The sequence below is a fragment of the Paenibacillus ihumii genome (genome assembly GCF_001403875.1).
GTDB classification, from domain to species: domain Bacteria; phylum Bacillota; class Bacilli; order Paenibacillales; family Paenibacillaceae; genus Fontibacillus; species Fontibacillus ihumii.
The window spans coordinates 2,435,306-2,457,682 of the sequence record NZ_LN884299.1 but is presented as its reverse complement, the minus strand read 5'-3'; the positions used below and the strand labels follow the sequence as shown (position 1 = coordinate 2,457,682).

Genomic DNA, 22,377 nt, shown 5'->3' with positions numbered 1-22,377 from the left:
ATCATATTGATGATAAGGCGATGGAGTTCGCCATAACCGCCGAACAGGCTGATGACTCCTACCAGTGCTTATTTTGTTATGCACTGGTAGGAGTTTTTGTTCATCGGCAATAAATTCACGCAGGAGGCTTGGAGTTGAAGTCCGATCACGAAACCTTACCTAACAGCGGAAATCAAAAAATGAAATGGGCCGGAGCAATTAGAACTGCTGCCGCCTTTCCCGGCTCATTCCTGAAATGGATAATAATTGGCAGCGTTGTCGGATTGCTAACTGGCACGGCTTCTGCCATTTTTCTAATCAGTCTCGATACCGTTACCCAATGGCGGTCAGCACAGCCCTGGCTGCTATGGCTGCTGCCCGCCGGGGGAGCCTTGGTAAGCTATGCCTACATGAAGTGGGGCAAAAGCAGCGCCCAGGGCAATAATCTGATTTTGGAGCAAATCCAAAGCGGAAATGAAAGAATTCCGCTTCGCATGGCTCCGCTTGTACTGTTTGGAACCCTAACGACACATTTGCTCGGAGGCTCGGCTGGACGGGAGGGAACCGCCGTGCAAATGGGGGGAAGCTTGGCGGACTGGTTCGGCAGGCTGGTCAGGCTGGATGCGCAGGATCGCCGAATTTTGTTAATGTGCGGGATAAGCGGAGGCTTCGGCTCCGTATTCGGAACGCCGCTGGCGGGAACGATGTTCGGGTTAGAGGTGGCCGTGCTCGGTGTAATCAGCTATCGCGCGCTTATCCCTTGCTTTGCCGCAAGCTTCGTAGGACATTTGGTGACTACAGGGCTATGGGGCGTGCAGCATCATATTTATGATATAGGGCAAATCCCGGCTTTATCTGGCATGGTGCTGCTTAAGGTGGCTTTCGCCTCCATCTTATTTGGGTGGACCAGTCTGTTGTTCAGCGAGCTGACCCATTATTTAAAAAGAGGGTTTAGTCGCTTATTTGCAAATCCGGTGTTAAAAAGCGCAGTCGGCGGCTGTCTCATTATCGCCATGGTCTATTTGGCCGGAACTCGGGATTATTTGGGGCTAGGCCTGCCGTTGATCGAGGATTCATTTGGAGAGGGGGTATCTCCGTTTGCTTTCCTTGGCAAGCTGCTGTTCACTTCGGTGACGCTGGGCTCGGGCTTTCAAGGTGGAGAGGTGACGCCGCTCTTTGCGATTGGGGCAAGCCTGGGGCACACTCTGTCCGGGTGGCTTCAACTGTATGCGCCCTTTCTGGCCGCGCTCGGATTTATCGCGGTATTTTGCGGGGCAGCCAATACGCCGATCGCCTGTTTCATCATGGGCATTGAGCTGTTCGGCTCGGAAGGTGCCGTGTATCTATTCATAGCCTGTCTTGTCAGCTATGTCTTCTCCGGCCACAGCGGCATTTATAGCTCGCAGCAGATCGGCGCCTCCAAGAGCTCGCTGCTAAGCATTCCGCCGGATACAAGGCTCGGCAGCAGAAGGAGCATGTTGAAATCCCGTCGTCCCAGGGATTGAAATGCAATGAAAGGGATGTTATAATTTAGTAAATTTAATCCTAGGGGATGTCTTTGTGTTTGTGGGAGTTCTTAACTAATTAATTGGATAGAGTTCAATTCCAGGGCCTGGATCAAAAGCTGCCAATTAGGCGGTTTGTTTGTCCATGTTAATTTGGAAGGACTCGATTAGTTAAGAACATAGGACATCGACCAAATCCAATCACTGCGATTCTGGCCGTGCACTCCGCATGGCCTTTTTTGATATATCGCGGGTATTCAAGGGTAGAAGATGAACGCTAATGTTCATTTTCTGCCCTTTTTTTGTTATCCAAAACAAGAAAAGAGGGAATGGGAATGAAGGATGTAGTGAAGGAAATCTATGCCAAGGTCAAGCTTCAGGAAGGCCCCGGAATCATCGAGCAAATGCTGATAGAATGTTACATGAACCCCGGTATATCTACGAAAGAATTGGCGCGCCGGCAAATGCTGCCGATTCCTGTGGCGGCAGCCATCAAGAAGGAGCTGATCCGGGCAAGGATTCTTAAGCAGGATAGAGGTGTGGACTGCACCAGCACTGGCAGGAGATGCATTGAGCAGGCGGGAGGCTATCAGGATATCGACCGGAGCTTGTACAGGAGATTCATGAGGGAAGGGCTGGAGCTTCAAGAGCTCACTCAGGAGAGGGAATGGCACGGATGGAGAGAAATTTTTAATACCCGGCCCCAGGTTAACGTGCAGATCGATCAATCCAAATGCACGCCTGAAACGAGTTTGCGCAGGGCGATTCTTGCTTTGCGCAATCATGCAGTAATCGGCAAACGGATACTGTGCGTCGGCGATGATGATCTTGTGAGTGTGTCGCTTGGTTTTTTGCTGAAGCAGCTGTTTCCGGGAAGCAGCGAGGCAAAAGCAGAAATTGAAGTTGTCGATATTGATGATCGTTTCCTGGATTATATCCGAATGATCGCAGAGCGGGAGAACCTGCCGATTACCTGCCGACTAGTGGATTTACGCGAACCATTACCCTCCGATTTGTGCGGGCAGTTCGATGCTTTCTTTACAGATCCGCCCTATACGCTTCAAGGAGCCAGCTTATTCCTCTCGCGGGGAATCAGCGCATTGCGCAAGGAGAAGGGCTTGCCAATTTTCCTGTCCTTCGCGCATAAGTCACCTGACTTCATGCTGGCCATGCAAAGGGAATTCGTGCGGATGGGGCTTACTGTCGGCAGTACGCTACTCCATTTCAATGAGTATGAAGGAGCTGAAATGATAGCCAATCGAAGCCAAATGATGATTCTTAAAACTACGGATCATACGGCACCCGAATATACGGACAGCTTTACAGATGCGTTATACACGGGCGAGGTAAAGCGTACTCGGAGAACATACTGTTGCTTGCAATGCACTGAGATCATCCGGGTAGGAATGGACGGGGAGTATCAGACGATCGAAGCGCTAAAAAACGCAGGCTGTCCCAGCTGCAGTAACAGCACGTTCAAATTAATGAGCAAAGAAGAAATCTAAAACTTGCGTTAGGTGTTTTCCAAGGTTTTGAGATAGAATAGAGCTAGCGAGGAAGTGATGTAAATCATATTTTTCAAAATGAATGGAGGATTCTGAAAAGTGAGACAAGCGTTTGCCACGATGCTGGCGTCTGCTCTGCTATTGCTCTCCTTATCCGCCTGCGGAGGCAGCGCAAATAAGAGCGGGGATGAAGCGAACCATGCGCATAGTGCATTACATATTACGGCTAGCGGGGATGTGCAGGAGCTGACGGCAGGCAAGGAGGTATTGCCCTCCTTTTTGGACGGTCAGCACGAGAATATTGTGCTCGTATATCGAGCGGTCAGCGAGTACCCTGAGCTGCTGGACGGCATGCCCTGCTACTGCGGCTGCGGGGATTCGGCAGGCCATCGCAGCAACCGGGACTGCTTCATTCATGAGGTAAAGGAGGACGGCTCGATCGTCTGGGATGATCATGGCACGAAATGCAACGTCTGCCTGGAAATCGCTGTGGAGTCAATTCAGATGAAGCAGGGAGGAAAAGCGGCCGGGGAGATCCGTACATTCATTGACGAGAAATACCGCGAGGGCTATGCCAAGCCGACGGATACGCCGTTACCGCTATAATCATGCGTAAATAATTATGACAGTAGGAATCAAACGAAAATGAAAAAATTCAAAAAGTTCTATATTGAAACGACCAGCATTTGCAATTTGGCTTGCAGCTTTTGCCCGCCGACTGAACGGAAATCCCAGTTCATCAAGGTCGAGGAATTCGCAAAGGTGCTGGATGAAGTGAAGCCTCACACGGACTATATTTATTTTCACGTTAAGGGTGAGCCGCTGCTGCATCCCAAAATTGACCAGCTGCTGGATTTGAGTCATGAGAAGGGCTTCAAAGTAAATATTACGACGAATGGCACGCTGATTCGCAAGGCCTGGCCCAAAATTATCAACAAGCCGGCGCTAAGACAAATGAATTTCTCGCTGCACAGCTTCGACGGGCATGAGGGCTCGACGGATCGTGAAGGATATATCGAGAATATATTGGCTTTTGTAAGAGAAGCGGTTAGCACCTCGGATCTGATCGTTTCGTTCCGGCTGTGGAACCTGGACAAGAGCAACGAAACCAATTTGCAGCGGAGCCGCAACCGGGCCACTCTGGAAATGATCGAGAAGGAGTTCGGGCTGGATTATCAAATCGAGGAAAGAGTTGTTCCGGGAGGCGGAATCAAGCTGGCTGACCGGATATACCTGAATCAGGATCATGAGTTCGACTGGCCCGATTTGCGCGCGGAGGAGGACGACGGCCATGGCTTCTGCCATGCGCTGCGGAATCAAGCGGGCATCCTTGTGGATGGAACGGTTATTCCGTGCTGCCTAGATGGAGAAGGCGTGATTAATCTAGGCAATGTCTATAAGACGCCGTTCTCTGAAATTATTGAGGGGGAGCGGGCGACCCGTTTGTATGAGGGCTTCTCGCGCCGGACCGCCGTGGAGGAGCTATGCCGCAAATGCGGCTACCGGAAGCGGTTTGGGGGCCGGGCCTAAGCATATCGTCCGGTGCTTCTCCATGCGCCACTGCTCCTTAGCGCGTACGGTTCATGAATCCGGCACTGCTCATTAAGCGCATGCGGTGCTTAAGCCCGGCACATGCCTGATAGATGATGACAACAGGAACAACAAAAGAGCCGAGGCCTCCCTAAATGCTTTATCTGCATTCGGGAGCTCGGCTCTTTTTGCTGTTCTATCGCAGCAGGTCCGATGGAACCTCTGGAACCAGACCTTCGCGGGCTGCCCGGCTAAGCAGGGCGGTAATAGCGGCGTAACCGTCCTCGCCCAGCGATTCCGTATATCGGTTCACATACAGATTGATATGGGCTTCGGTGACTTCCGGGGACATTTCTTGGGCATGGCTCATGACGTATTGGCGTGACGCATCCGGGTGAGCCCAGGCATATTGCACGGATTGCCGCGTCCATGTGGCAATGGCCTCCAGGTCAAGCGAGCGTCTAGCGATAATAGCGCCAAGCGGAATCGGCAGGCCGGTATCCTCCTCCCACCAGCTGCCGAGGTCCCGCATTAGCTTCAAGCCGTACGCCGGATAAGTGAAGCGGGCTTCATGGATGACGAGCCCTGCGTCAACCTCGCCGTCGCGAACCGCGGGCATGATCTGATCGAAGGGCAGCACGACGATTTCGCCTACGCCGCCGGGGACGGCCTGAGCTGCCCATAAGCGGAACAGCAGGTAGGCGGTGGAGCGCTCGCTCGGCACAGCTACGCGCTTACCGGATAGCTGAGCTGGATCAGGCTGTGCTGCATTCGGTCCTGCTCCAGGAGCGGCCTGCTCTCCGGCCGTCAGCACGAGCGGCCCGCAGCCGCGGCCGAGTGCCCCTCCGCACGGAATAAGGGCGTATTCTTCAAGCGCCCAAGGCAGGGCAGCATAAGATATTTTCAGTATATCAGGTCCTTTGCCGCTAGCGGCAAGACCGTTCGTTATGTCGATATCTGCGTAAGTAATGTTCAGCTCTGGCGCTCCGATAATGAGGCCATGAGCCCAGGCGTGAAATACGAATGTATCATTAGGACAAGGAGAAAAAGCTATGTTCATCATTGCAGTACCTCCGGTAATAAGGAACAGGCTCGTTCCAGGGCTGTCAGGGCATCGCTGATTTTCCACAGCTCGCGCTGGCGCGGGCCGACTGGATTAGAGATGGCCCTTATCTCCAGCACGGGCAGCTTAAGATGATTCGCCGCTAATGCCACGCCGTAGCCTTCCATCGCTTCCGCAGCAGCCCCTGGGATGCGGAGGCTGAGCTCCTTCGCCGTGGCTGCCGTCCCTGTGACGGTCGATAATGTCAGAACAGGCGCTGCGCAGGCGGGTATGCCGGCTGCCAGAGCAGCCCCGGCCCAGCGCTCCGCCAGCTCGGCATCAGCCTTCAGCCTGGAGGAACCGAAGCCGAGCCGATCCAGGCTGAGGAAGCCCTCGGGTGACTCCGCGCCCAAATCGGCAGCGATTATATCCGTAGCGATGACGACGGAGCCGATGTCCGCAATGCCTGTAAATCCCCCTCCGATCCCGGCGCTGATCACCAAATCGTACGCTGCTGATCCGGAGGATGTGGCGAGAATGGCTGCCGTATTCGCCGCAGCGGCGATCGGGCCGACTCCCGCGAGCATGACCTCATATCCGGCTGCCCCGTTTAATCCGCGCAGCACCGCATCTCTTTCGGCGTCAACCGCAGTCATGATAAGCACTCGGGGAGAACGGGGGGGAAGGGATAAGGCTTTATGATCGTGATCCATACTGTGTGCAACTCCTTATAAACCTCTATTCATTCATGCCGTAAATCTTGAGCGTACCTGTACGTACTTCTGCACACTATTGATTTACTTTAACGGATAGCTGATGCCCGTAAGCCGCTCGGAGATCTCCCACAAGCGCCGGGCCACGTCCACATTGCGCGCGGCAATCGATGCCGAGGCCACGGCAGGGTATCCCTTGATGCCGAAGCGGTCAGGACCGTAGAATTGTCCGCCCTGCGCCTCCGGAGAAGTTGCCGCATATAATACCGGAAGCGCGCCCATGCTCCCGGGCTGGGCCAAACGGCGCGTGATCCAGCCGTACAGCAGTCGCTGCGAGCGGCTGCCGCTCATTTGCGGACCGACCTGGAACAGGTTCGTAGCCGCGATGCCCGGGTGGGCGGCGATGCTGCACATGTGCAGGCCTGCCTGCTGAATACGCCGCTGCAGCTCCAGGGCGAACATTAAATTGGCCAGCTTGGACTGGCCGTACACCAGGTTGGGGCTATAGCTGCGCTCATGCTGAAGATCTCTGAAATTTATCCGGCCATAACGGTGCGCAATGCTGCTTAAGGTAACGACTCTGGAGCCAGCCTTTGCAGCCAGCCGGGGGAAGAGAAGTCCTGTAAGCGCGAAATGGCCGAGATGGTTTGTGCCGAACTGCAGCTCAAAGCCGTCGGCCGTTTTACGCGGAGGGGTCGCCATGACCCCTGCGTTGTTAATAAGCAAATCGAGTGTATCGTATTTATCCGCTACGGTGCTGGAAAACGTCCGAACAGAGGACAAATCCGCTAGATCGAGCTGAACGACTTCAACGCTCGCTCCCTGGAGCTTCGAGCGCAGGGCATCGGCCGCTTGCATGCCCTTGTTCTGGTCACGGCAGCCCATAACGACATGAGCTCCGTTCCGCGCCAGCTCCTCTGTAATGATATAGCCTAATCCTCCGTTCGCACCGGTAACGATAGCTGTACGCCCAGCCAAATCAGGAATGTCCTCTGCCGTCCATTTCTTCATGGTTCATGACCGCCTTACCGCATAAAATGAGTTAAGCACGATGATACTGCGCTGGACGCTCGATCTCTGCGCGCAGCTCCTTCGCCGCACTGAGCGGCCAATACGGATTGCGCAGCAGCTCACGGCCGATAAAGACGAGATCGGCCCGCCCGTTGCCGAGAATTTCTTCAGCCTGCAGCCCGCTGGAAATCAAGCCGACGGCTCCTGTAGCAATCCCGGCCTGATGGCGAATTTGATCGGCCAAATCGACCTGGTATCCTGGATAGACGTCAATGGCCGCCGGAACGACACCGCCGGAGCTGCAATCGATCAGGTCAACCCCCTGCTCCTTCATATAGGCGGCGAACTGGATGAACTGCTCCAGCTGGTTGCCTTCCTCGTGATACTCATTAGCGGAGATGCGCACAAAGATCGGGCCGTTCCATTCCGTCTTCACCGCTTCGATAATCTCGCGCAGCAGGCGGTAACGGTTGTCCAGACTGCCGCCGTATTCATCGGTACGCTTATTCGCGAGCGGGGACAGGAACTCGCTGATCAGGTAGCCATGGGCGCCGTGAATTTCGATGATGTCGAACCCGGCTTCTCTGGCACGCCGCGCGGCTTCCCGGAAGGATGCGATAATATGGGCGATATCATCCTTGGAGGCTTCCTTGGGCGTCTTCATTCCTTCAAAAGGGATGGCCGAAGGCGCGATAATGGTCTCTTCCAGCTCGGCCTTTCTCCCGGCATGCGCGAGCTGAATCGCGGCCTTGGCATCGTGGTGGTGGATCAGGCGGACGACTTCCTGCAAGCCCTCAATATGATCATCACTCCAAATGCCGAGATCCTGATAAGAAATCCGGCCTTCCGGTACAACAGCCGTCGCTTCAAGCATAATTAACCCTACTTGTCCGGCAGCCCGGCTCGGGTAATGCACGCGATGCCAGTCAGTGACTTTGCCGTCGCGGTTATAGGAAGAGTACATGCACATCGGCGACATGACGATCCGGTTCTTTAAGGTAACATTTCTAATGGTGTATGGTGAGAATAGTTTAGGGGTATGGGCCATAGTTACTCTCCTTTATCTGTATGGTTTGTATGAAGGAATTAAGGTGCAAATTTCCTTCTGGGAACTATGTTAGACTATACGGGAAGCGATGACAAGTACGGGCACAGGCCGCGCTTGGCAGTCTTGACCCTCAGCATAAAATCCTGTATGATATGAATCACAATTGTTCTCTAGGGTTCCGCGGCAGCCGAATGCAGCCGGTCTGGTCCAAGAGAGAACACGCAGGAAATATCCTGCGGCACGGAGGGACAAAAGCCCGGGAGGATATCATGTAGCGATATCTTTCCGGGCTTTTGTGTGCCTGGAAGATAGAGCGGAGAGAGGATGAGTTCCATGGATAGGAAGATGAATTTTTACTGGCTGCTCGTGCTGGTCGCCGGGGCGTTCGAGATTGGCTGGGTTATCGGCCTGAAGCATTCCTATAACGTCCTGACATGGTTCGCGACGGTGGTGGCGATCTTCGTCAGCATGTATTTGCTCGTGCTGTCGACGCGGAAGCTGCCTACCGGTACGGCTTATGCCGTATTTACGGGAATCGGAACCTCAGGCACGGTACTGTTTGAAATGCTGGTATTTGGCGAGCCGTTCAGGCTGGCCAAGCTGCTGCTGATCATTCTTCTAATATGCGGAGTGGCTGGACTTAAGCTGGTAACCAAGGAAAAGGACGAGCAGGGGGTGCACTAAGATGGCATGGTTTATTCTTATCTTGGCGGGAATTGGCGAAGTGATCGGTGTAGCGGGCATCAGCCGCATCAACAAGCATAGAGATTGGAAAGCATTTGCGCTGCTGTTCGGAGGGTTCACAGCCAGCTTTCTGCTTCTGTCTATAGCGATGGAAACTTTGGCCATGGGCACGGCATATGCGGTCTGGACGGGGATCGGCACCGTCGGCAGCGCGCTTATGGGAATGCTGCTGTACGGGGAGTCCAAGGATTGGAGACGAATCCTGTTCATAGCTATGGTGCTTTGCGCAGCAGTAGGGCTTAAGCTGATATCCTAAGGAGCCACTCAGAATATGAATTTAAAAAAAGCGGCCGGATCTCCAGTTTGGAGAAATCCGGCCGCTTCTTTGCATTACAGGAGGTCAGACCCGCTTGGTCGCTTCGTTAAAGCGGTCTTTGATCCGTTGATTATTGCGCTTCATCGCGGTACGCTGCTCGCGTAAAATCTGCGAGGAGGTCTTCTTGGAAGGAGCGAACAGCAGCGCTTCCTTGGGCTGTGTGCCTACGGCTTCGGTAACTTTACCGTTCTTCGAGACGAATACTCCGGTGCTCACAACTGCATCCCTCCTAGAATAAGCTTGATAAATTCGATCATTAAAGGATTTTTACTAATTATAGCATCGTTTGCCGCTTCTTTGTAGTGGATGAATTTCTTATAATCCCAATCGGGGGCGGCTGGGAAGTGGAGAGTCAATACTAATCTGCCCATCCGCATGCAATAGTAAAACATATTCTTTGAGGCCTTGAAGAATAATTGCTCCTCATGATCCCCCATAAGGTATGTCAACACATTATATGAGCTGCGATCGTCCAGCCTGTACATATCGGCTCCCGCCGCATGGCCTGCCTTGGCCAATAAGCGGAGACGATCCTCCTCCTGGATATACAAGGTGGCTGCACTGCAATCCCCATAGAAGCCGACGGTTTCCGCGACGTATGGACCATAGCTGTGCTCGATCCGGCCGCCGGTCATACGCGACTGGATGGTCTCCAGGAGCTCCTCGGGCTGCTGCCATCCGGCAATGCGAAGCTGGGGGAAGAGATGGTACAGCAGCTCAACCGCTTCGTCGAATTGTTCCAGCCTGGAGCTGTTCTGCGCGATGGACTGCTCAAGGGGGATCAGCAGCGAGCCGCGGCGAAGCAAATCGCTGAAGTAAGCTTTCCAATCGATAGGCACGCCCAGCGAGATGTCGTCGATGTATATTTTGCGGAGGGTGATGTCGTAAAGGAAATACCATACATAGGGATCGATGTTTGGAGGAATAGTATGATTAGCCTTCAGGGAATCCATAATATGTAAAGGGGAAGGGGACTGTTCCTGATCATGGATATGCTGGTCGATCAGCTGATCGATGTAGGGCTTGATTCCGCCAAAAAATAAGGATTTGATCTCTGTATCCGCAAAAACGAGAATAAGCTTGCCCTGCTCATGCGCCTTGATGAATTCCAAATGCGTGATTGTGATGCCCGATGCAGCAACATAGGTGCCAGCCTTACTGCCAAGGAACAGCAAGTAAATATCGCACTCCTCAACGGCTTCGAGACACTTTCTGATCGGATCTGCATTGGAGGGCCAAGGTCCTAAATTCTCTTCCCACATCAAGGGTTCATGCCCCAGGGAGGACAGCTCGCGATAGGCAGCGCGGCGCAGGGGCTTTAATCCATCTTCGTTTACGGAGCTGATAAATACCTTTGTTCTTGCCACGCCAGGAGTCACCCCCTCCCAGTTTGGATTTTATTCCCATTATAAACGAGAAATTGGGGAATGAATAGCGTTGAAATAGGGAGACTTGGTTAAGTAATTATTCCTATTGCATTTCTTATTTTTATCATGTAATATACAAAACAGAGTTACTAATTAAAAGTAAGTAATAGATCAAAAGATAAAGGAGATTGGGATGATGAGCCAGTTTTTAGACGCAATCAAAGCTAGACGCAGCATTTATGCGATCAGCAAGGAAGAGGTTGTTTCCGACCAGCGCGTGGAGGAAATCGTAGCGGAAGCGGTGCTGCACACGCCCTCGTCCTTCAACTCGCAAAGCTCGCGCGTAGTCGTTCTGTTCCATGAGCAGCATGATAAGCTGTGGGATATCACAAAAGAAACACTGAGAGAGATCGTTCCGGCGGACAGCTTCGCCCCAACTGAAGAGAAGATGGCTGCATTCCGCAGCGGCCGCGGAACTGTACTGTTCTTTGAGGATCAAGAGGTCATTCAAGGGCTTCAGGAGCAATTTGCCCTGTATAAGGATAACTTCCCGGTATGGTCTGAGCAATCCTCGGGAATGCTGCAATTCGTGGTCTGGACGGCGCTTGCCAATGAAGGAATCGGCGCGACGCTGCAGCACTACAACCCGCTGATCGACGAGAAGGTCCGCAACGAATGGAACATTCCGGCTTCCTGGAAGCTGATTGCGCAAATGCCGTTCGGCAAGCCGATGGCAGAGCCGGGAGAGAAGCCATTCAACCCGATCGAGAGCCGCATGAAAGTATTCAAATAACAATGTGATAATAAAAAGGGAAAGCGTCCCAAGGATGCTTTCCCTTTTTAGCATTTAACCGCTTAGACTTTGACCGGAGACCGGTGAGGTTAACCAGATGTCCTTGAAATCCATCCAGCCCAGCCGGTTGATGCCGATTCCACGGATGGAGGGATGGACATAGGTATTGATTTTGCGGTGAACGAGAAACAAGAACTGAGCTTCGTCCTGCAGCCGGAACTCGATTTGTTGAAAAAGAGCGCTGCGCGCCTCGATTGACGCAGTCGCCAGGATTTCCTCGATGATTCCAAAAATCCATTTGCGCAAGTTGTGTTCCATATGGTTATAAATAAAGCTTTGGCTTTGAAGGTAAGTTTCCAACTGGCATACTTCGTCATCCGCGAAGGCAAGGCAGGTCAATATGCAGTCGGCTTCCGCGCCGATGTCCTCGTCATTACACACGCTGCTTGCAACATAATTTATCCGGACATTTATGCCGACCGAAGCGCATTGCTCCGCAAACCAGCCGGCATCCTCGCTCTGATGAACGGTCGTAACCAGGTCAAGGGGAGTTCCGTCATAGCCGGATTCCTGAAGCAACTGCAGGGCGGCGTCCCGGTCATACCTGAATGAGCTACTGGCGAGGGGTTCCTCACGGGGCAAAAAACCACGGGCAGGAGCTCCTCGCTCCACATCTTGAATGAGCTGCCTCCGATCCATAATGAGATTCACGGCCTGACGGAAGGACAAGGATTGCTGCGGACCGGGTTTATTGCGGTTCCAGCTAATCAGACTGCAGTTTTTCCACAAGCCTTCGATTTGGTTCCAATCCTTTTCCGGTTTGCTTGGAAACCGTGCTTCGTTGTCGATCAGCTTCTCCCATCTCAGTCTGGAAGAACCGGGGATCTCCTCGGGAAGGATGACGATGCTCACTGCATCTAGGTAGGCCCTTCCTAAGAAATACTCGGTGTTCACGGAAAGGGTGATAAGGTTCGAACTCCAATGCGTCAGCCGAAAAGCGCCCGTGCCGATGGGCATCCCCCAGAACTTCTCTTCATCCTCGCTGACCAAATCTGCGGGCAAAATCGCGGCGCATGCGGAGCAGAGCATACGCGGGAGCAGCCAATTGGGCTGCTTCAGGACGATTTTGACCGTAATCGGGTTCAGCGCCTCAATACGGTCCATCGTAAAAAGCAGCCAATCGTTTATCGATCGATCTCGAAGCCGATTGAAAGTGAATACGACGTCATGAGCCGTCAGCTCGCGCTTGTGGTGGAAACGGACGCCTTTTCGGAGGTGAAAAATCCATTCTGTTCCGTCCTCATTGCTCTCCCAATGATGAGCGAGCATCGGGACCACCTTTGAATTCTCATCGGATTCGTATTGCACGAGCCGATCGAATATTTGTCGTGTAAGATGAGCGTCAAAGCTGTGGAACAGATTGGCGGGATCGAGCGTCAGCGGGGCGCGGTATACCGGCAGGCGGAACAGATCGATGGAGTCGGTGCCGGAGATTGGCTCCTCGCTGCAGCCGAACTGGCTATTGAGCCACTTGACGAATTGCTCGAGTATGGCTTGGTCCTCTTCATGCTGATTTAAAATTTCGAATACGGTCCGGTAATCGCCTTTGTCGGCAAGCCGCTTCGCATATTCGAGCAGAAATTCGTCCCTAGGCACGCGAAATTCGAGACGTGAGCGATGACCGCGTCCGCGTCCGGGATGCCAGGCGATTAACTTCTCCTCCTCGAGCTTGCGTGTGATGAGCTTGACGTTCCGCTCCGTGCAATGAAAGAGCTTGGTCAGCTCTTTTAAAGTAACTTCCTTGCCCGTGCCGGAACTGCCCGCCGGATGTTCCTTCACCATATATTCGTTCAGCAATGTCAAATAACGTTCCTCTGTCAGCATACCCATCACCTCATTGTGCCCTAAAATTCGCTTCCTCAATAAAAAGGGGAATTACTTGTTCATTAGTGTACTCTTTTTCTTCCTGCTTTTGAAGATGATAATGGAAATGAATTAAGGCTTAGGAAGATTGAGGGGGAGAGAAGATGTACACCGAGGAATTATACCGGTTGGAGAGAGATATGAAATGGTTCCATCATCATCCTCAGCATTACAGGGTGAATGAGGAGGGGAGAATCATCGGACCGAGAAGGCGGCATTTAAGGAGGCAAGCGGCGCTTCGCCTGCTGCGCTCGGTCGCAAGCTTGGTGAAATTATGAGGCGACGACGGAATTTACCGTCGTCGCCTTAGCTGTCTATAGGACATGGAAATTATTGAATAGGCAGAAGTCCGCACTAGGTGCAGGTTTACAGGCGCACAAGGCTGGCAGGATCGGCTTCAAGCCAGCGCTTTGCGGAACTCCTCCGTCAAAAGAGGAAGCACCTCGAATAGATCGCCGACGATGCCGTAATCCGCTATTTTGAAAATCGGGGCTTCCGGGTCCTTATTTATCGCAATAATGATGCGGGACTGGCTCATGCCTGCCAAGTGCTGAATAGCGCCGCTTATTCCGCAGGCAATGTAAATTTGCGGCGTGACGACCTTGCCGGTCTGGCCAATTTGCAGCGCATAGTCGCAGTACCCGGCATCGCAGGCTCCGCGGGAAGCGCCCACAGCTCCGCCCAGCACCTCGGCTAGCTGCTCAAGCGGCTGAAAGCCTTCTGCGCTCTTCACGCCGCGGCCGCCGGAGACGACGATTTGCGCTTCGGATAAATCGACCCGCCCTGAGGCTTTGGTGATGACATCCTTAATGACGGTTCTAAGATTGGCAGGAGCCGTGTAAGCATGCTGAACAATTTGGCCCGGAGACTCCGCTTCTGCAGCCGGCGGGATATTGTTAGGCCTTATGGTAAGGATATGCGGGGCTGCGGTAAACCGCTTCTGCTCGAAGGCTTTGCCTGCGTAGATAGGCCTAGTGTAGAGCACTTCTGAACCGCTTCTATGAATGGAGGTCACGTCAGAAATTTGTCCAGCTTGGAGGTGCGCGGCGAGCAGGGGAGCCAGATCCCGGCCCATGGCTGTATGGCCGAGCACAATGCCGCAGGGCTGCAAGGATTCCAAGAGAGGAAGCATTGCAGAGCAATAGCATTCGGCAGAATAATGCTCCAGATCGGCATGATCGACGACATGCACTTGACCGCTAATGTATAAGGACAGCTGTCTGGCCTCTTCAGCCAGGTGATGTCCCAGGATCAGGGCTGAGATCGCGTCTCCTTCATTTGCAGACAGCTGCGCGGCCTTTACGGCCTCCAGGCTGACCTGGCGGAGCTGCCCGCCTCGTGCTTCCGCAATAACCACATAATGATGGCTCATGGGTATTCCTCCCTTTGATTAATTAAATCGCCTTGGCTTCGTTACGCAGCAGGGATACAAGCTCCGCTGCCTGCTGCTTCAGATCGCCCTGCAGAATTTGTCCGGCATTTCTTAGCGGGGGAAGCGACAGGGAGAGACGTTCTGTTCGGGGAGCGAAGCTGCCTTCCGGCAAGCCGAGCTCATCCAGCCCAAGCTGCCGCAGCGGCTTCTTCTTCGCCTTCATGATGCCGGGCAAGGAAGGGTAGCGCGGTTCATTCAGGCCTTGCTGCGCCGTAAACAGGGCAGGTAGAGCAACCTCGATCGCCTCCGTATCGCCCTCGGCATCCCGGAGCACATCGGCTCTGCCGCCCGCGACATCCAGCTTCGTAATGGAGGAGACGTGGGGAAGCCCGAGCAGTCGGGCAACACGGATGGCGACCTGCCCGGACCCTTGATCCACAGAGAAATTGCCGCCAAGCACGATGTCGGCGGATTCCTTCGCAAGGCAGGCTGCCAGCACGGTCGACAGGCTGTATTCGTCTGCAGGAATGCGCTCATCCGAGATGAGCACCGCCTCATCTGCGCCCATCGCCAGGGCGGTCCGCAGCGCCTCCGCAGCCCTTGGCGGACCGACAGAGATGACTGTGACGAGACCGCCATGCTGCTCCTTCAGCCGCAGCGCCTCCTCTACCGCATATTCGTCATAAGGGTTGATGATGAACTTTACGCCATCCTCAGAGACTTTTTCTCCGTCAAGCACGATTTTCTCCTCGGTATCAAAGGTTTGCTTCAAAATCACGAAGATGTTCATGCAAATTTCCCTCCTCATATGATTGACGCAGGATACATTTGAATTCAGCACCAGCTTGGATTGGGCTGCAAGGCTTCAGAGCTTTAAGGCTTTCAGGAAGAAGTCGACCGTTTTGTCCACCTGGGCGGAGAGGGAGTACTTCCTTCCAGAAATGAGCCAGGAGGTCACAACCTCATCCATCCCGCCGAAGATCAGGTGGCGCGTGAGCTTGGGATCCAGCTCGGGCCGGAACGAATTCTCCGCGATCCCCTTTTGTACAATATGCTCGATCAATTGAATATAGGGCTTCACGGAGAGCCCGATTGCCTTGCGCAGCTCAATGGAGCTCTGCCTGAGCTCGATTTGGGTAACATAGGCGAGGTCGACGTTGCTCTCCAGCTCGGTGAAATGGATTTCGCACACTTTGCGCAGCGCCTGCTCCGCCGTGTCGGTCTCCTGAATGCTGCTGTTGAACCTATCGACCAGCTTGCCCAGGCGATCCTCGAACAAAGAGATAAGGATATCTTCCTTCTTCTTGAAATATAAATAAATCGTACCGTCCGCTACGCCGGCCTCCTTTGCAATTTTGGACACCTGTGAGCCGTGAAAGCCGTTCTCGGCGATGACCTTCTGGGCCGCATCCAAAATCATTTCAAATTTTTCCTGTTTTCTACTTGTCATGAGGTCACCTCAATGTTAATATTTAAACCAACTGAATGAATGCTCATTCATTTTTGTATTCATCTTAGGGGAAATCATGGAAAAAGTCAATGTTTGTTCTACAAAAGTATAAGAAGTCCAAGCAAATGTAAACGCTCTCTTAGGCTTGTCGTCTTCAGGCTCGATCATTTATGGAAGAAAGGACGGAAAGCTCATGACGTTGCAGCTTATTAACCTGGGTTTGTGTTTAGCGGCAACCGGAGCAGGCATCTACGCTTTTGTTATCGTCGTCTATCGCCGCTTCGGGTATTTGCGGCTCGGCAGGCCGGTAGAGCAGCAGGACCGGAGCAAGGGCAGGGCGGGCGAATACATGTCCGAGGTGTTCGGGCAGAAGAAGCTGCTCAAGGACCCGCGCAGCGGCTTAATGCACATCGCGATATTTTACGGATTTATCATTTTGCAGTTTGGCGCGCTGGATCTGATCGTCAAAGGACTGGCCAAAGGGAAGCATTTGCCGCTTCCCGCCTACGAGCAGTTTGGGCTGCTCCAGGAAATCACAGCTCTGCTCATTCTGCTCGCTATGGCTTATGCAGCATATCGACGGTATGGGGAGAAGCTGGCTCGCTTGAAAAGGGGCTGGAAGCCCAGCATTGTCATTATCTTTATTTACTCACTTATGCTGACTGTCCTGCTATCGCTCGGCTTCGAGCGTCTGTGGCTCGGTCTGGAGCCCTCCGGCTATGCGCCTGTCTCCTCGCTTATTGCCGCCGCATTTGCCGGAATGCCGCCGCCCTACGCAGCCTTTTTCTTCTACCTGTTCTGGTGGCTGCATTTACTCATCCTGCTATCCTTCTTAGTCTACGTACCCCAATCGAAGCATTTCCATATTATCACTGCACCTATTAATCTGTGGCTGCGCCGCAGCGAGCCCATCGGGCGCCTCAAGAAGCTGGATCTTGAAGATGAAGAGACCGAGAACTTCGGTGCGGGCCGCATCGAAGATTTCACGCAAAAGCAGATGCTCGATTTCTTCGCCTGCGTGGAATGCGGGCGCTGCACGAATGTCTGTCCGGCATCGAATACCGGCAAAGCCTTGTCGCCGATGCATCTGATCACGAAGCTGCGCGACCATTTACAGGAGAAGGGGGCAGCGGCCACCGGGAAATCGCCATATGTTCCTAGCCTGCCTTCTTTAAAGCAGGGAGCCCATGCCGTTGAGCCTGCTTCTGAAGCTGGACCTCTTCAGCCGGTTTGGACCGAATCGGCCGGCATTACCGATATCGCCCCTACCATGGCCTGGCATAAAGTCTCCTGGACGTTCCGGGAGCAATCTCCTGAGGATGTCGCTTTGATCGGCGGGGTGATGACGGAGGCGGAGATCTGGGCCTGCACGACCTGCCGGAATTGTGAGGATCAATGTCCTGTCGGCAATGAGCATGTGGATAAAATCATCGATTTGCGCCGCCATTTAGTTCTTATGGAGGGAAGTATGCCTCACGAGGGGCAGCGCGCGATGATGAACATCGAGCGTCAGGGCAATCCGTGGGGGCTGAGCCGCAGCGACCGGGCGGACTGGACGGCAGAAATTGAAGGAATCCCTGTGCCGACGGTACGCGACAATCCCGGGTTTGAATTTTTGTTTTTTGTCGGCTCGATGGGGTCCTATGATCAGCGGAGCCGCAAAACCTCCAAAGCTCTTGTTCGCCTCCTGCATGAAGCCGGCATCAGCTTCGCGATTCTCGGCAATGAGGAAAGAGGCTCCGGAGATACGCCGCGTCGGCTTGGCAATGAGCTTCTGTTTCAGCAGCTTTGCCTGGAGAACATCGAGATGTTCCGCAAATATGGCGTTCGAAAAATCGTGACCGCCTGTCCGCATACGTTCAATACGCTGAAGAATGAATATCCCGATTTCGGACTGGGAGAGGTGGAGGTGCTGCATCATACGCAGCTGCTGGGCCAATTGGTCATGGAGGGGCGGCTGACCCCGCGTCATCAGGTAAGGGAGAGAATCACTTACCATGACTCCTGCTATCTCGGCAGGTACAACGGCGTATATGAGGAACCGAGGGACGTGCTTCGAGCCATCCCGGGCGTGACGCTCATTGAAATGGAGCGCAGCCGGGACAACGGCATGTGCTGCGGGGCCGGGGGCGGGCTGATGTGGATGGAGGAGACCAGCGGCAAACGGGTTAATGTGGCCAGAACCGAACAGGCGCTGGAGGTAAAACCGAGCTTGATCAGCAGCGCCTGTCCTTATTGTCTCACGATGCTGGAGGATGGAACGAAGCTGAAGGAGGTTGATGAACACATCAAGGCGAAGGACGTCGCGGAAATTTTGGCGCTGTCCGTATTCGGCAGTGATACTGCAAGTGCCGGACAGCCGGAGATTATGCAGGAGAAGAGGGTCTAGCTGCCGGTCGAGCAACTATTAAATATGCACGGGAGGGGAAGGAGTATGTTCAAACCAATCAGAAGGGCGGCCGTCATTGGCTCGGGCATTATGGGTTCGGGGATTGCGGCCCAACTGGCGAATGCGGGAATATCCTGCCTGCTGCTGGACATCGTTCCAACGCAGCTTACGGAGTCCGAGGCAGCCAAAGGATTGACGCTGGAGCATCCGGCAGTGCGCAGCCGGCTTGCGTCGTCGGCCATCAGGCAGCTGGTCAAGACCAAGCCTGCTCCGCTGTATGATGCACGCTTCGCCTCGCGGATTACCCCGGGGAATCTGGAGGACGATCTCCACCGCATTTCCGGTGTCGATTGGGTGATCGAGGTCGTTGTCGAGAATTTAGAGGTGAAGCGGAAGCTGCTGAGCGACATTGAGCGGCATTGGAGGCCGGGGATCGTCGTAAGCTCCAATACCTCGGGCATCTCGATCAATGAGATGGCCGAGGGGCGGTCAGAAGCGTTCCGGCGCCATTTTCTCGGCACCCATTTCTTTAATCCGCCGCGGTATATGAAGCTGCTGGAGATCATTCCCGGAAGAACAACGGATTCCGGCGTGGTGGCCCGGATGGCTGAATTTGCGGAAGGAAAGCTCGGCAAGACGGTCGTTCAAGCCAAGGATACGCCGAATTTCATCGCAAACCGGATCGGCACCTACGGGCTGCTTGTCACGCTGCGCGAGATGATTGAAAAAGGGCTGTCTGTGGAAGAGGTGGATGCCGTTACCGGACCCGCGATGGGCCGCCCCAAGAGCGCAACCTTCCGCACGCTGGATCTGGTCGGCCTGGATACGTTCGTGCATGTGGCGAACAATGTGTTCGAGCATGCGGCAGATGAGCGGGAGCGCTCGGTGTTCGCCATCCCTGACGTGCTGAAAGAGCTGGTCAGCCAAGGGCGGCTGGGAGAGAAAACAAGGCAGGGCTTCTATAAAAAAGTGAAAGGTGCCGAGGGCAGCCAGATCCTTGCATTGGATTTGAGCACGCTGGAATACAAGCCGCTGAGAAAGCCGGCCTCCGGCTCGCTCGAGGCTGCTAAGCTGGCTAAAGGCGCGAAGGCCAAGACGAAGGCGCTGCTCGCCGGCGGGGATCGTTATGCCGATTTTGCCTGGGATGTTCTGAAGCAGGTGCTGATTTATTCCGCCGAAAAGGTGGGTGAAATCGCGGACAGCCTCCGCGAGATTGATGAGGCGATGAAGTGGGGCTTCAATTGGGAGCTTGGTCCCTTCGAGACCTGGGAGGCCATCGGGCTGTCCCGCTCTGTCGCGCGAATGGAAGCCGAGGGATTAACCGTTCCCTCCTGGATTAAGGATTGGATCTCCGAGGGGCATGAAACATTTTACAAGAAAGAGCAAGGCGTTCTGTTCCAGGCGTGTGGATCGAAATATAAACAGATTGACATCCCGCCGGAGAAGATTTCCCTGCGCGACCTGAAGGAGCAGAACAAGGTGGTCAAGGCGAACAGCGGAGCAAACCTCATCGATCTCGGCGACGGCGTAGCCTGCCTGGAGTTCCACTCGCCGAACAATGCGATCGGCGGGGACATTCTGGAGATGATTACGCAGAGTGTAGACGAGGTGAGGCGCAATTTCGCGGGCTTGGTCATCGCCAATCAGGGACGCAATTTCTGTGTCGGCGCTAATCTGATGCTGCTGCTCATGGAGGCGCAGGATGAGGAATGGGATGAGATCGATGAGATTATCCGGCTGTTCCAGAGAACGATGTACCGTTTGAAACGGTTCGAGAAGCCGGTCGTAGCTGCCCCGCACCGGATGACGCTCGGCGGCGGGGTCGAAGCGTGCATGCCTGCCGATCAGGTGATCGCCGCGGCGGAGACGTATTACGGCCTGGTAGAGGCCGGTGTCGGGCTGATCCCGGCAGGGGGCGGCTGCAAGGAGCTTGCGCTGCGGGCAAGCCGGCACGCGGGAGCGGACGGGGATCTGCAGCCGCTCATCAATCGCGCCTTTGAGACGATCGGGATGGCTAAGGTATCGAGCAGCGGACATGATGCCAAGGCGCTCGGCTACCTGAGGGAGCAGGATCGCATCATCCTTAATCCGGACTACTTGATCTATGAAGCGAAGCAGGCGGTGCTGCGGATGGCGGCTGCCGGATACGAACCGCCGCAGGAGGAGAAGCTGCGCGTCGTCGGCTCGGAAGGCAAGGCCGTGCTGCAATTGGGGGCGATCGGCATGAGGGAAGGCCGCTATATCAGCGACCACGATCTGCTCATTGCGAAGAAGCTCGCCCATGTGCTGGCCGGAGGAGATGTTCCGCCAGGCACCTATGTAAGCGAGCAGTATATGCTCGATTTGGAACGCGAGGCGTTCCTCAGTCTCTGCGGCGAACCGAAGACCCGGCAGCGGATGGAGCATATGCTGGCCACTGGCAAGCCGCTGCGCAATTAAAGAACAGGGGAGGGAGCAAGGATGAGGGAAGCAGTAATTGTAGCGATGGCAAGAACCGCCGTCGGCAAAGCGAGGAAAGGCAGTCTGGCCCAGGTTCGGGCTGACGATCTCGGCCGTGCCGTGCTTGAAGCGGTCATCGAGCGGGCTCCTGGGCTCAGCAAGGAGGAGGTCGAGGATATGATCATCGGCTGCGCCATGCCGGAGGGCGAGCAGGGTCTTAACTTTGCCCGCATCATGGCGCTGTATGCCGGGTTTCCGGTAACTGTCCCGGCCATGACCGTCAACCGCTTCTGCTCCTCGGGACTGCAGACGATCGCCCTGGCGGCGGAACGCATCATGCTGGGCCACGCGGACATCATCATCGCCGGCGGCGTGGAGAGTATGAGCCATGTGCCGATGACCGGCTTCAAGGTGTCCCCGAACCCGCGGATCGTGGAGAATCAACCGGAAATTTATATGACGATGGGGCATACGGCTGAGCGGGTTGCAGAGCGGTTCGGCGTCACCCGGGAGGATCAGGACCGGTTCGCCCTAAACTCGCATTTGAAAGCAGCGAAAGCGATTGCGGCCGGGAGGTTCCGGGACGAGATCATTCCGGTTGAGGTGGAAGAAAGGACAGTGGATGATAGCGGGCAGGTCCGGAGCCGAACATTTGTCTTCGATAAGGACGAAGGCGTGAGGCAGGACACGACGCTGGAGGCGCTGTCCCGGCTGAAGCCGGGCTTCAAGCTCGGAGGGACGGTAACGGCAGGCAACGCGTCGCAGATGAGCGACGGGGCAGCGGCAGTTGTAGTCATGAGCAAGGAGCGTGCTGCGGCGAAGGGCTTAACGCCGCTGGCAACCTTCCGCTCGTTCGCGCTCAGCGGCGTGGAGCCGGAGATCATGGGCGTCGGCCCGGTCAAAGCTATCCCGAAGGCGCTCGCGCAGGCCGGCATTAAGCCCGAGGACGTATCGATCTATGAGATCAACGAGGCCTTCGCCTCGCAATGCCTGCATATCATCCGGGAATTGGGGATCGCTGAGAATAAGGTCAACGTCAACGGAGGGGCGATCGCTCTTGGCCATCCGCTGGGCTGTACGGGAACGAAGCTGTCGATCAGCCTGATTTCCGAGCTGCAGCGGCGGGGCGGCGGATACGGCGTGGTGTCGATGTGCATCGGCGGCGGCATGGGCGCGGCAGGCGTATTCGAAGTACATGCGCAGCAGGCAAAATCCTAGCAGTTAGTGTCTGGAACTTAATGTAAGGCTCGG

At 54.6% G+C, this 22,377-nt stretch carries 21 protein-coding genes and 2 riboswitches; of the genes, 11 read left to right on the top strand and 10 right to left on the bottom strand.

Annotated features, from left to right (window positions below):
- Nucleotides 1-7 precede the first annotated feature (7 nt).
- A riboswitch (Fluoride riboswitch) is annotated at nucleotides 8-68 on the top strand.
- 111 nt (nucleotides 69-179) lie between these two features.
- The 4 genes from BN2762_RS18160 to BN2762_RS18145 all read left to right on the top strand — a co-directional run bounded on the left by BN2762_RS18160 (nucleotide 180) and on the right by BN2762_RS18145 (nucleotide 4,519).
- Nucleotides 180-1,484 carry a voltage-gated chloride channel family protein gene (locus BN2762_RS18160; RefSeq protein ID WP_055110194.1) on the top strand — a complete coding sequence of 435 codons (1,305 nt, stop codon included), beginning with the start codon at nucleotides 180-182 and terminating at the stop codon, nucleotides 1,482-1,484.
- A gap of 335 nt (nucleotides 1,485-1,819) precedes the next feature.
- A complete protein-coding gene (locus BN2762_RS18155; RefSeq protein WP_055108302.1) occupies nucleotides 1,820-2,989 on the top strand; it encodes a bis-aminopropyl spermidine synthase family protein in 1,170 nt (389 codons plus the stop codon).
- A 120-nt stretch (nucleotides 2,990-3,109) separates the two neighbouring features.
- Nucleotides 3,110-3,595, top strand: a complete 486-nt coding sequence (locus tag BN2762_RS18150; protein WP_148500035.1) for a PCYCGC motif-containing (lipo)protein — start codon at nucleotides 3,110-3,112, stop codon at nucleotides 3,593-3,595.
- Between the two features lie 39 nt (nucleotides 3,596-3,634).
- Nucleotides 3,635-4,519, top strand: coding sequence for a radical SAM/SPASM domain-containing protein (locus BN2762_RS18145; protein WP_055108300.1), 885 nt, complete (start codon nucleotides 3,635-3,637; stop codon nucleotides 4,517-4,519).
- Nucleotides 4,520-4,715: 196 nt separating this feature from the next.
- Here the strand turns inward: BN2762_RS18145 and BN2762_RS18140 are convergent, their stop codons facing one another.
- The 4 genes from BN2762_RS18140 to namA all read right to left on the bottom strand — a co-directional run bounded on the left by BN2762_RS18140 (nucleotide 4,716) and on the right by namA (nucleotide 8,333).
- Nucleotides 4,716-5,579 carry a 1,4-dihydroxy-6-naphtoate synthase gene (locus BN2762_RS18140; RefSeq protein ID WP_055110192.1) on the bottom strand — a complete coding sequence of 288 codons (864 nt, stop codon included), beginning with the start codon at nucleotides 5,577-5,579 and terminating at the stop codon, nucleotides 4,716-4,718.
- Nucleotides 5,579-6,274 (bottom strand): futalosine hydrolase, encoded by a 696-nt coding sequence (locus BN2762_RS18135; protein WP_055108299.1) that lies wholly within the window; start codon nucleotides 6,272-6,274, stop codon nucleotides 5,579-5,581. The genes BN2762_RS18140 and BN2762_RS18135 overlap by 1 nt, the downstream gene beginning before the upstream one ends.
- 84 nt (nucleotides 6,275-6,358) lie before the next feature.
- Nucleotides 6,359-7,285 (bottom strand): oxidoreductase, encoded by a 927-nt coding sequence (locus tag BN2762_RS18130; protein ID WP_055108298.1) that lies wholly within the window; start codon nucleotides 7,283-7,285, stop codon nucleotides 6,359-6,361.
- Nucleotides 7,286-7,316: 31 nt separating this feature from the next.
- Nucleotides 7,317-8,333: an NADPH dehydrogenase NamA gene (gene namA / locus BN2762_RS18125; RefSeq protein WP_055108297.1), complete on the bottom strand. Its 1,017-nt coding sequence runs from the start codon at nucleotides 8,331-8,333 to the stop codon at nucleotides 7,317-7,319.
- 159 nt (nucleotides 8,334-8,492) lie between these two features.
- A riboswitch (guanidine-I (ykkC/yxkD leader) is annotated at nucleotides 8,493-8,598 on the top strand.
- Between the two features lie 68 nt (nucleotides 8,599-8,666).
- On the opposite strand from namA, the gene BN2762_RS18120 reads away from it, so the two are divergent.
- On the top strand, nucleotides 8,667-9,017 hold the full coding sequence (locus BN2762_RS18120; protein ID WP_230202539.1) for a DMT family transporter: 351 nt from the start codon (nucleotides 8,667-8,669) through the stop codon (nucleotides 9,015-9,017).
- Between the two features lies 1 nt (nucleotide 9,018).
- Nucleotides 9,019-9,333, top strand: a complete 315-nt coding sequence (locus tag BN2762_RS18115; RefSeq protein ID WP_055108296.1) for a DMT family transporter — start codon at nucleotides 9,019-9,021, stop codon at nucleotides 9,331-9,333.
- Between the two features lie 84 nt (nucleotides 9,334-9,417).
- Here BN2762_RS18115 and BN2762_RS18110 read toward each other — a convergent pair whose 3' ends face one another.
- Together BN2762_RS18110 and BN2762_RS18105 are read right to left on the bottom strand one after the other, a co-directional pair.
- Nucleotides 9,418-9,609, bottom strand: coding sequence for a hypothetical protein (locus tag BN2762_RS18110; protein ID WP_055108295.1), 192 nt, complete (start codon nucleotides 9,607-9,609; stop codon nucleotides 9,418-9,420).
- On the bottom strand, nucleotides 9,606-10,760 hold the full coding sequence (locus tag BN2762_RS18105; RefSeq protein ID WP_055108294.1) for a DUF4062 domain-containing protein: 1,155 nt from the start codon (nucleotides 10,758-10,760) through the stop codon (nucleotides 9,606-9,608). Before BN2762_RS18105 ends, BN2762_RS18110 begins: the two co-directional genes overlap by 4 nt.
- Before the next feature lie 196 nt (nucleotides 10,761-10,956).
- Between BN2762_RS18105 and BN2762_RS18100 the strand changes: the two genes are divergently transcribed.
- Nucleotides 10,957-11,553 carry a nitroreductase family protein gene (locus BN2762_RS18100; protein WP_148499967.1) on the top strand — a complete coding sequence of 199 codons (597 nt, stop codon included), beginning with the start codon at nucleotides 10,957-10,959 and terminating at the stop codon, nucleotides 11,551-11,553.
- A gap of 54 nt (nucleotides 11,554-11,607) precedes the next feature.
- Here BN2762_RS18100 and BN2762_RS18095 read toward each other — a convergent pair whose 3' ends face one another.
- Complete coding sequence (locus BN2762_RS18095; protein WP_230202538.1) at nucleotides 11,608-13,443, bottom strand: ABC transporter substrate-binding protein; 1,836 nt, start codon at nucleotides 13,441-13,443, stop codon at nucleotides 11,608-11,610.
- Between the two features lie 137 nt (nucleotides 13,444-13,580).
- On the opposite strand from BN2762_RS18095, the gene BN2762_RS26975 reads away from it, so the two are divergent.
- The gene (locus BN2762_RS26975) at nucleotides 13,581-13,754 is read left to right on the top strand and encodes a hypothetical protein (RefSeq protein ID WP_154674772.1); all 174 of its coding nucleotides are present in this window, start codon (nucleotides 13,581-13,583) and stop codon (nucleotides 13,752-13,754) included.
- Between the two features lie 119 nt (nucleotides 13,755-13,873).
- On the opposite strand, the gene BN2762_RS18090 is transcribed toward BN2762_RS26975, so the two are convergent.
- The 3 genes from BN2762_RS18090 to BN2762_RS18080 all read right to left on the bottom strand — a co-directional run bounded on the left by BN2762_RS18090 (nucleotide 13,874) and on the right by BN2762_RS18080 (nucleotide 16,298).
- Nucleotides 13,874-14,848 (bottom strand): electron transfer flavoprotein subunit alpha/FixB family protein, encoded by a 975-nt coding sequence (locus tag BN2762_RS18090; RefSeq protein ID WP_055108291.1) that lies wholly within the window; start codon nucleotides 14,846-14,848, stop codon nucleotides 13,874-13,876.
- A gap of 22 nt (nucleotides 14,849-14,870) precedes the next feature.
- Complete coding sequence (locus BN2762_RS18085) at nucleotides 14,871-15,638, bottom strand: electron transfer flavoprotein subunit beta/FixA family protein (protein WP_055108290.1); 768 nt, start codon at nucleotides 15,636-15,638, stop codon at nucleotides 14,871-14,873.
- Between the two features lie 75 nt (nucleotides 15,639-15,713).
- Entirely contained in the window at nucleotides 15,714-16,298 is a 585-nt protein-coding gene (locus BN2762_RS18080) for a TetR/AcrR family transcriptional regulator (RefSeq protein ID WP_055108289.1), read from the bottom strand.
- 193 nt (nucleotides 16,299-16,491) lie between these two features.
- Here BN2762_RS18080 and BN2762_RS18075 point away from each other — a divergent pair, with 193 nt between their 5' ends.
- The 3 genes from BN2762_RS18075 to BN2762_RS18065 are packed head-to-tail and all read left to right on the top strand — an operon-like array spanning nucleotide 16,492 to nucleotide 22,344.
- Nucleotides 16,492-18,687, top strand: coding sequence for a (Fe-S)-binding protein (locus tag BN2762_RS18075; RefSeq protein ID WP_055108288.1), 2,196 nt, complete (start codon nucleotides 16,492-16,494; stop codon nucleotides 18,685-18,687).
- Between the two features lie 45 nt (nucleotides 18,688-18,732).
- Entirely contained in the window at nucleotides 18,733-21,126 is a 2,394-nt protein-coding gene (locus BN2762_RS18070; RefSeq protein WP_055108287.1) for a 3-hydroxyacyl-CoA dehydrogenase/enoyl-CoA hydratase family protein, read from the top strand.
- Nucleotides 21,127-21,147: 21 nt separating this feature from the next.
- Nucleotides 21,148-22,344 (top strand): acetyl-CoA C-acyltransferase, encoded by a 1,197-nt coding sequence (locus tag BN2762_RS18065; RefSeq protein ID WP_055108286.1) that lies wholly within the window; start codon nucleotides 21,148-21,150, stop codon nucleotides 22,342-22,344.
- The last annotated feature ends 33 nt before the right edge of the window (nucleotides 22,345-22,377 follow it).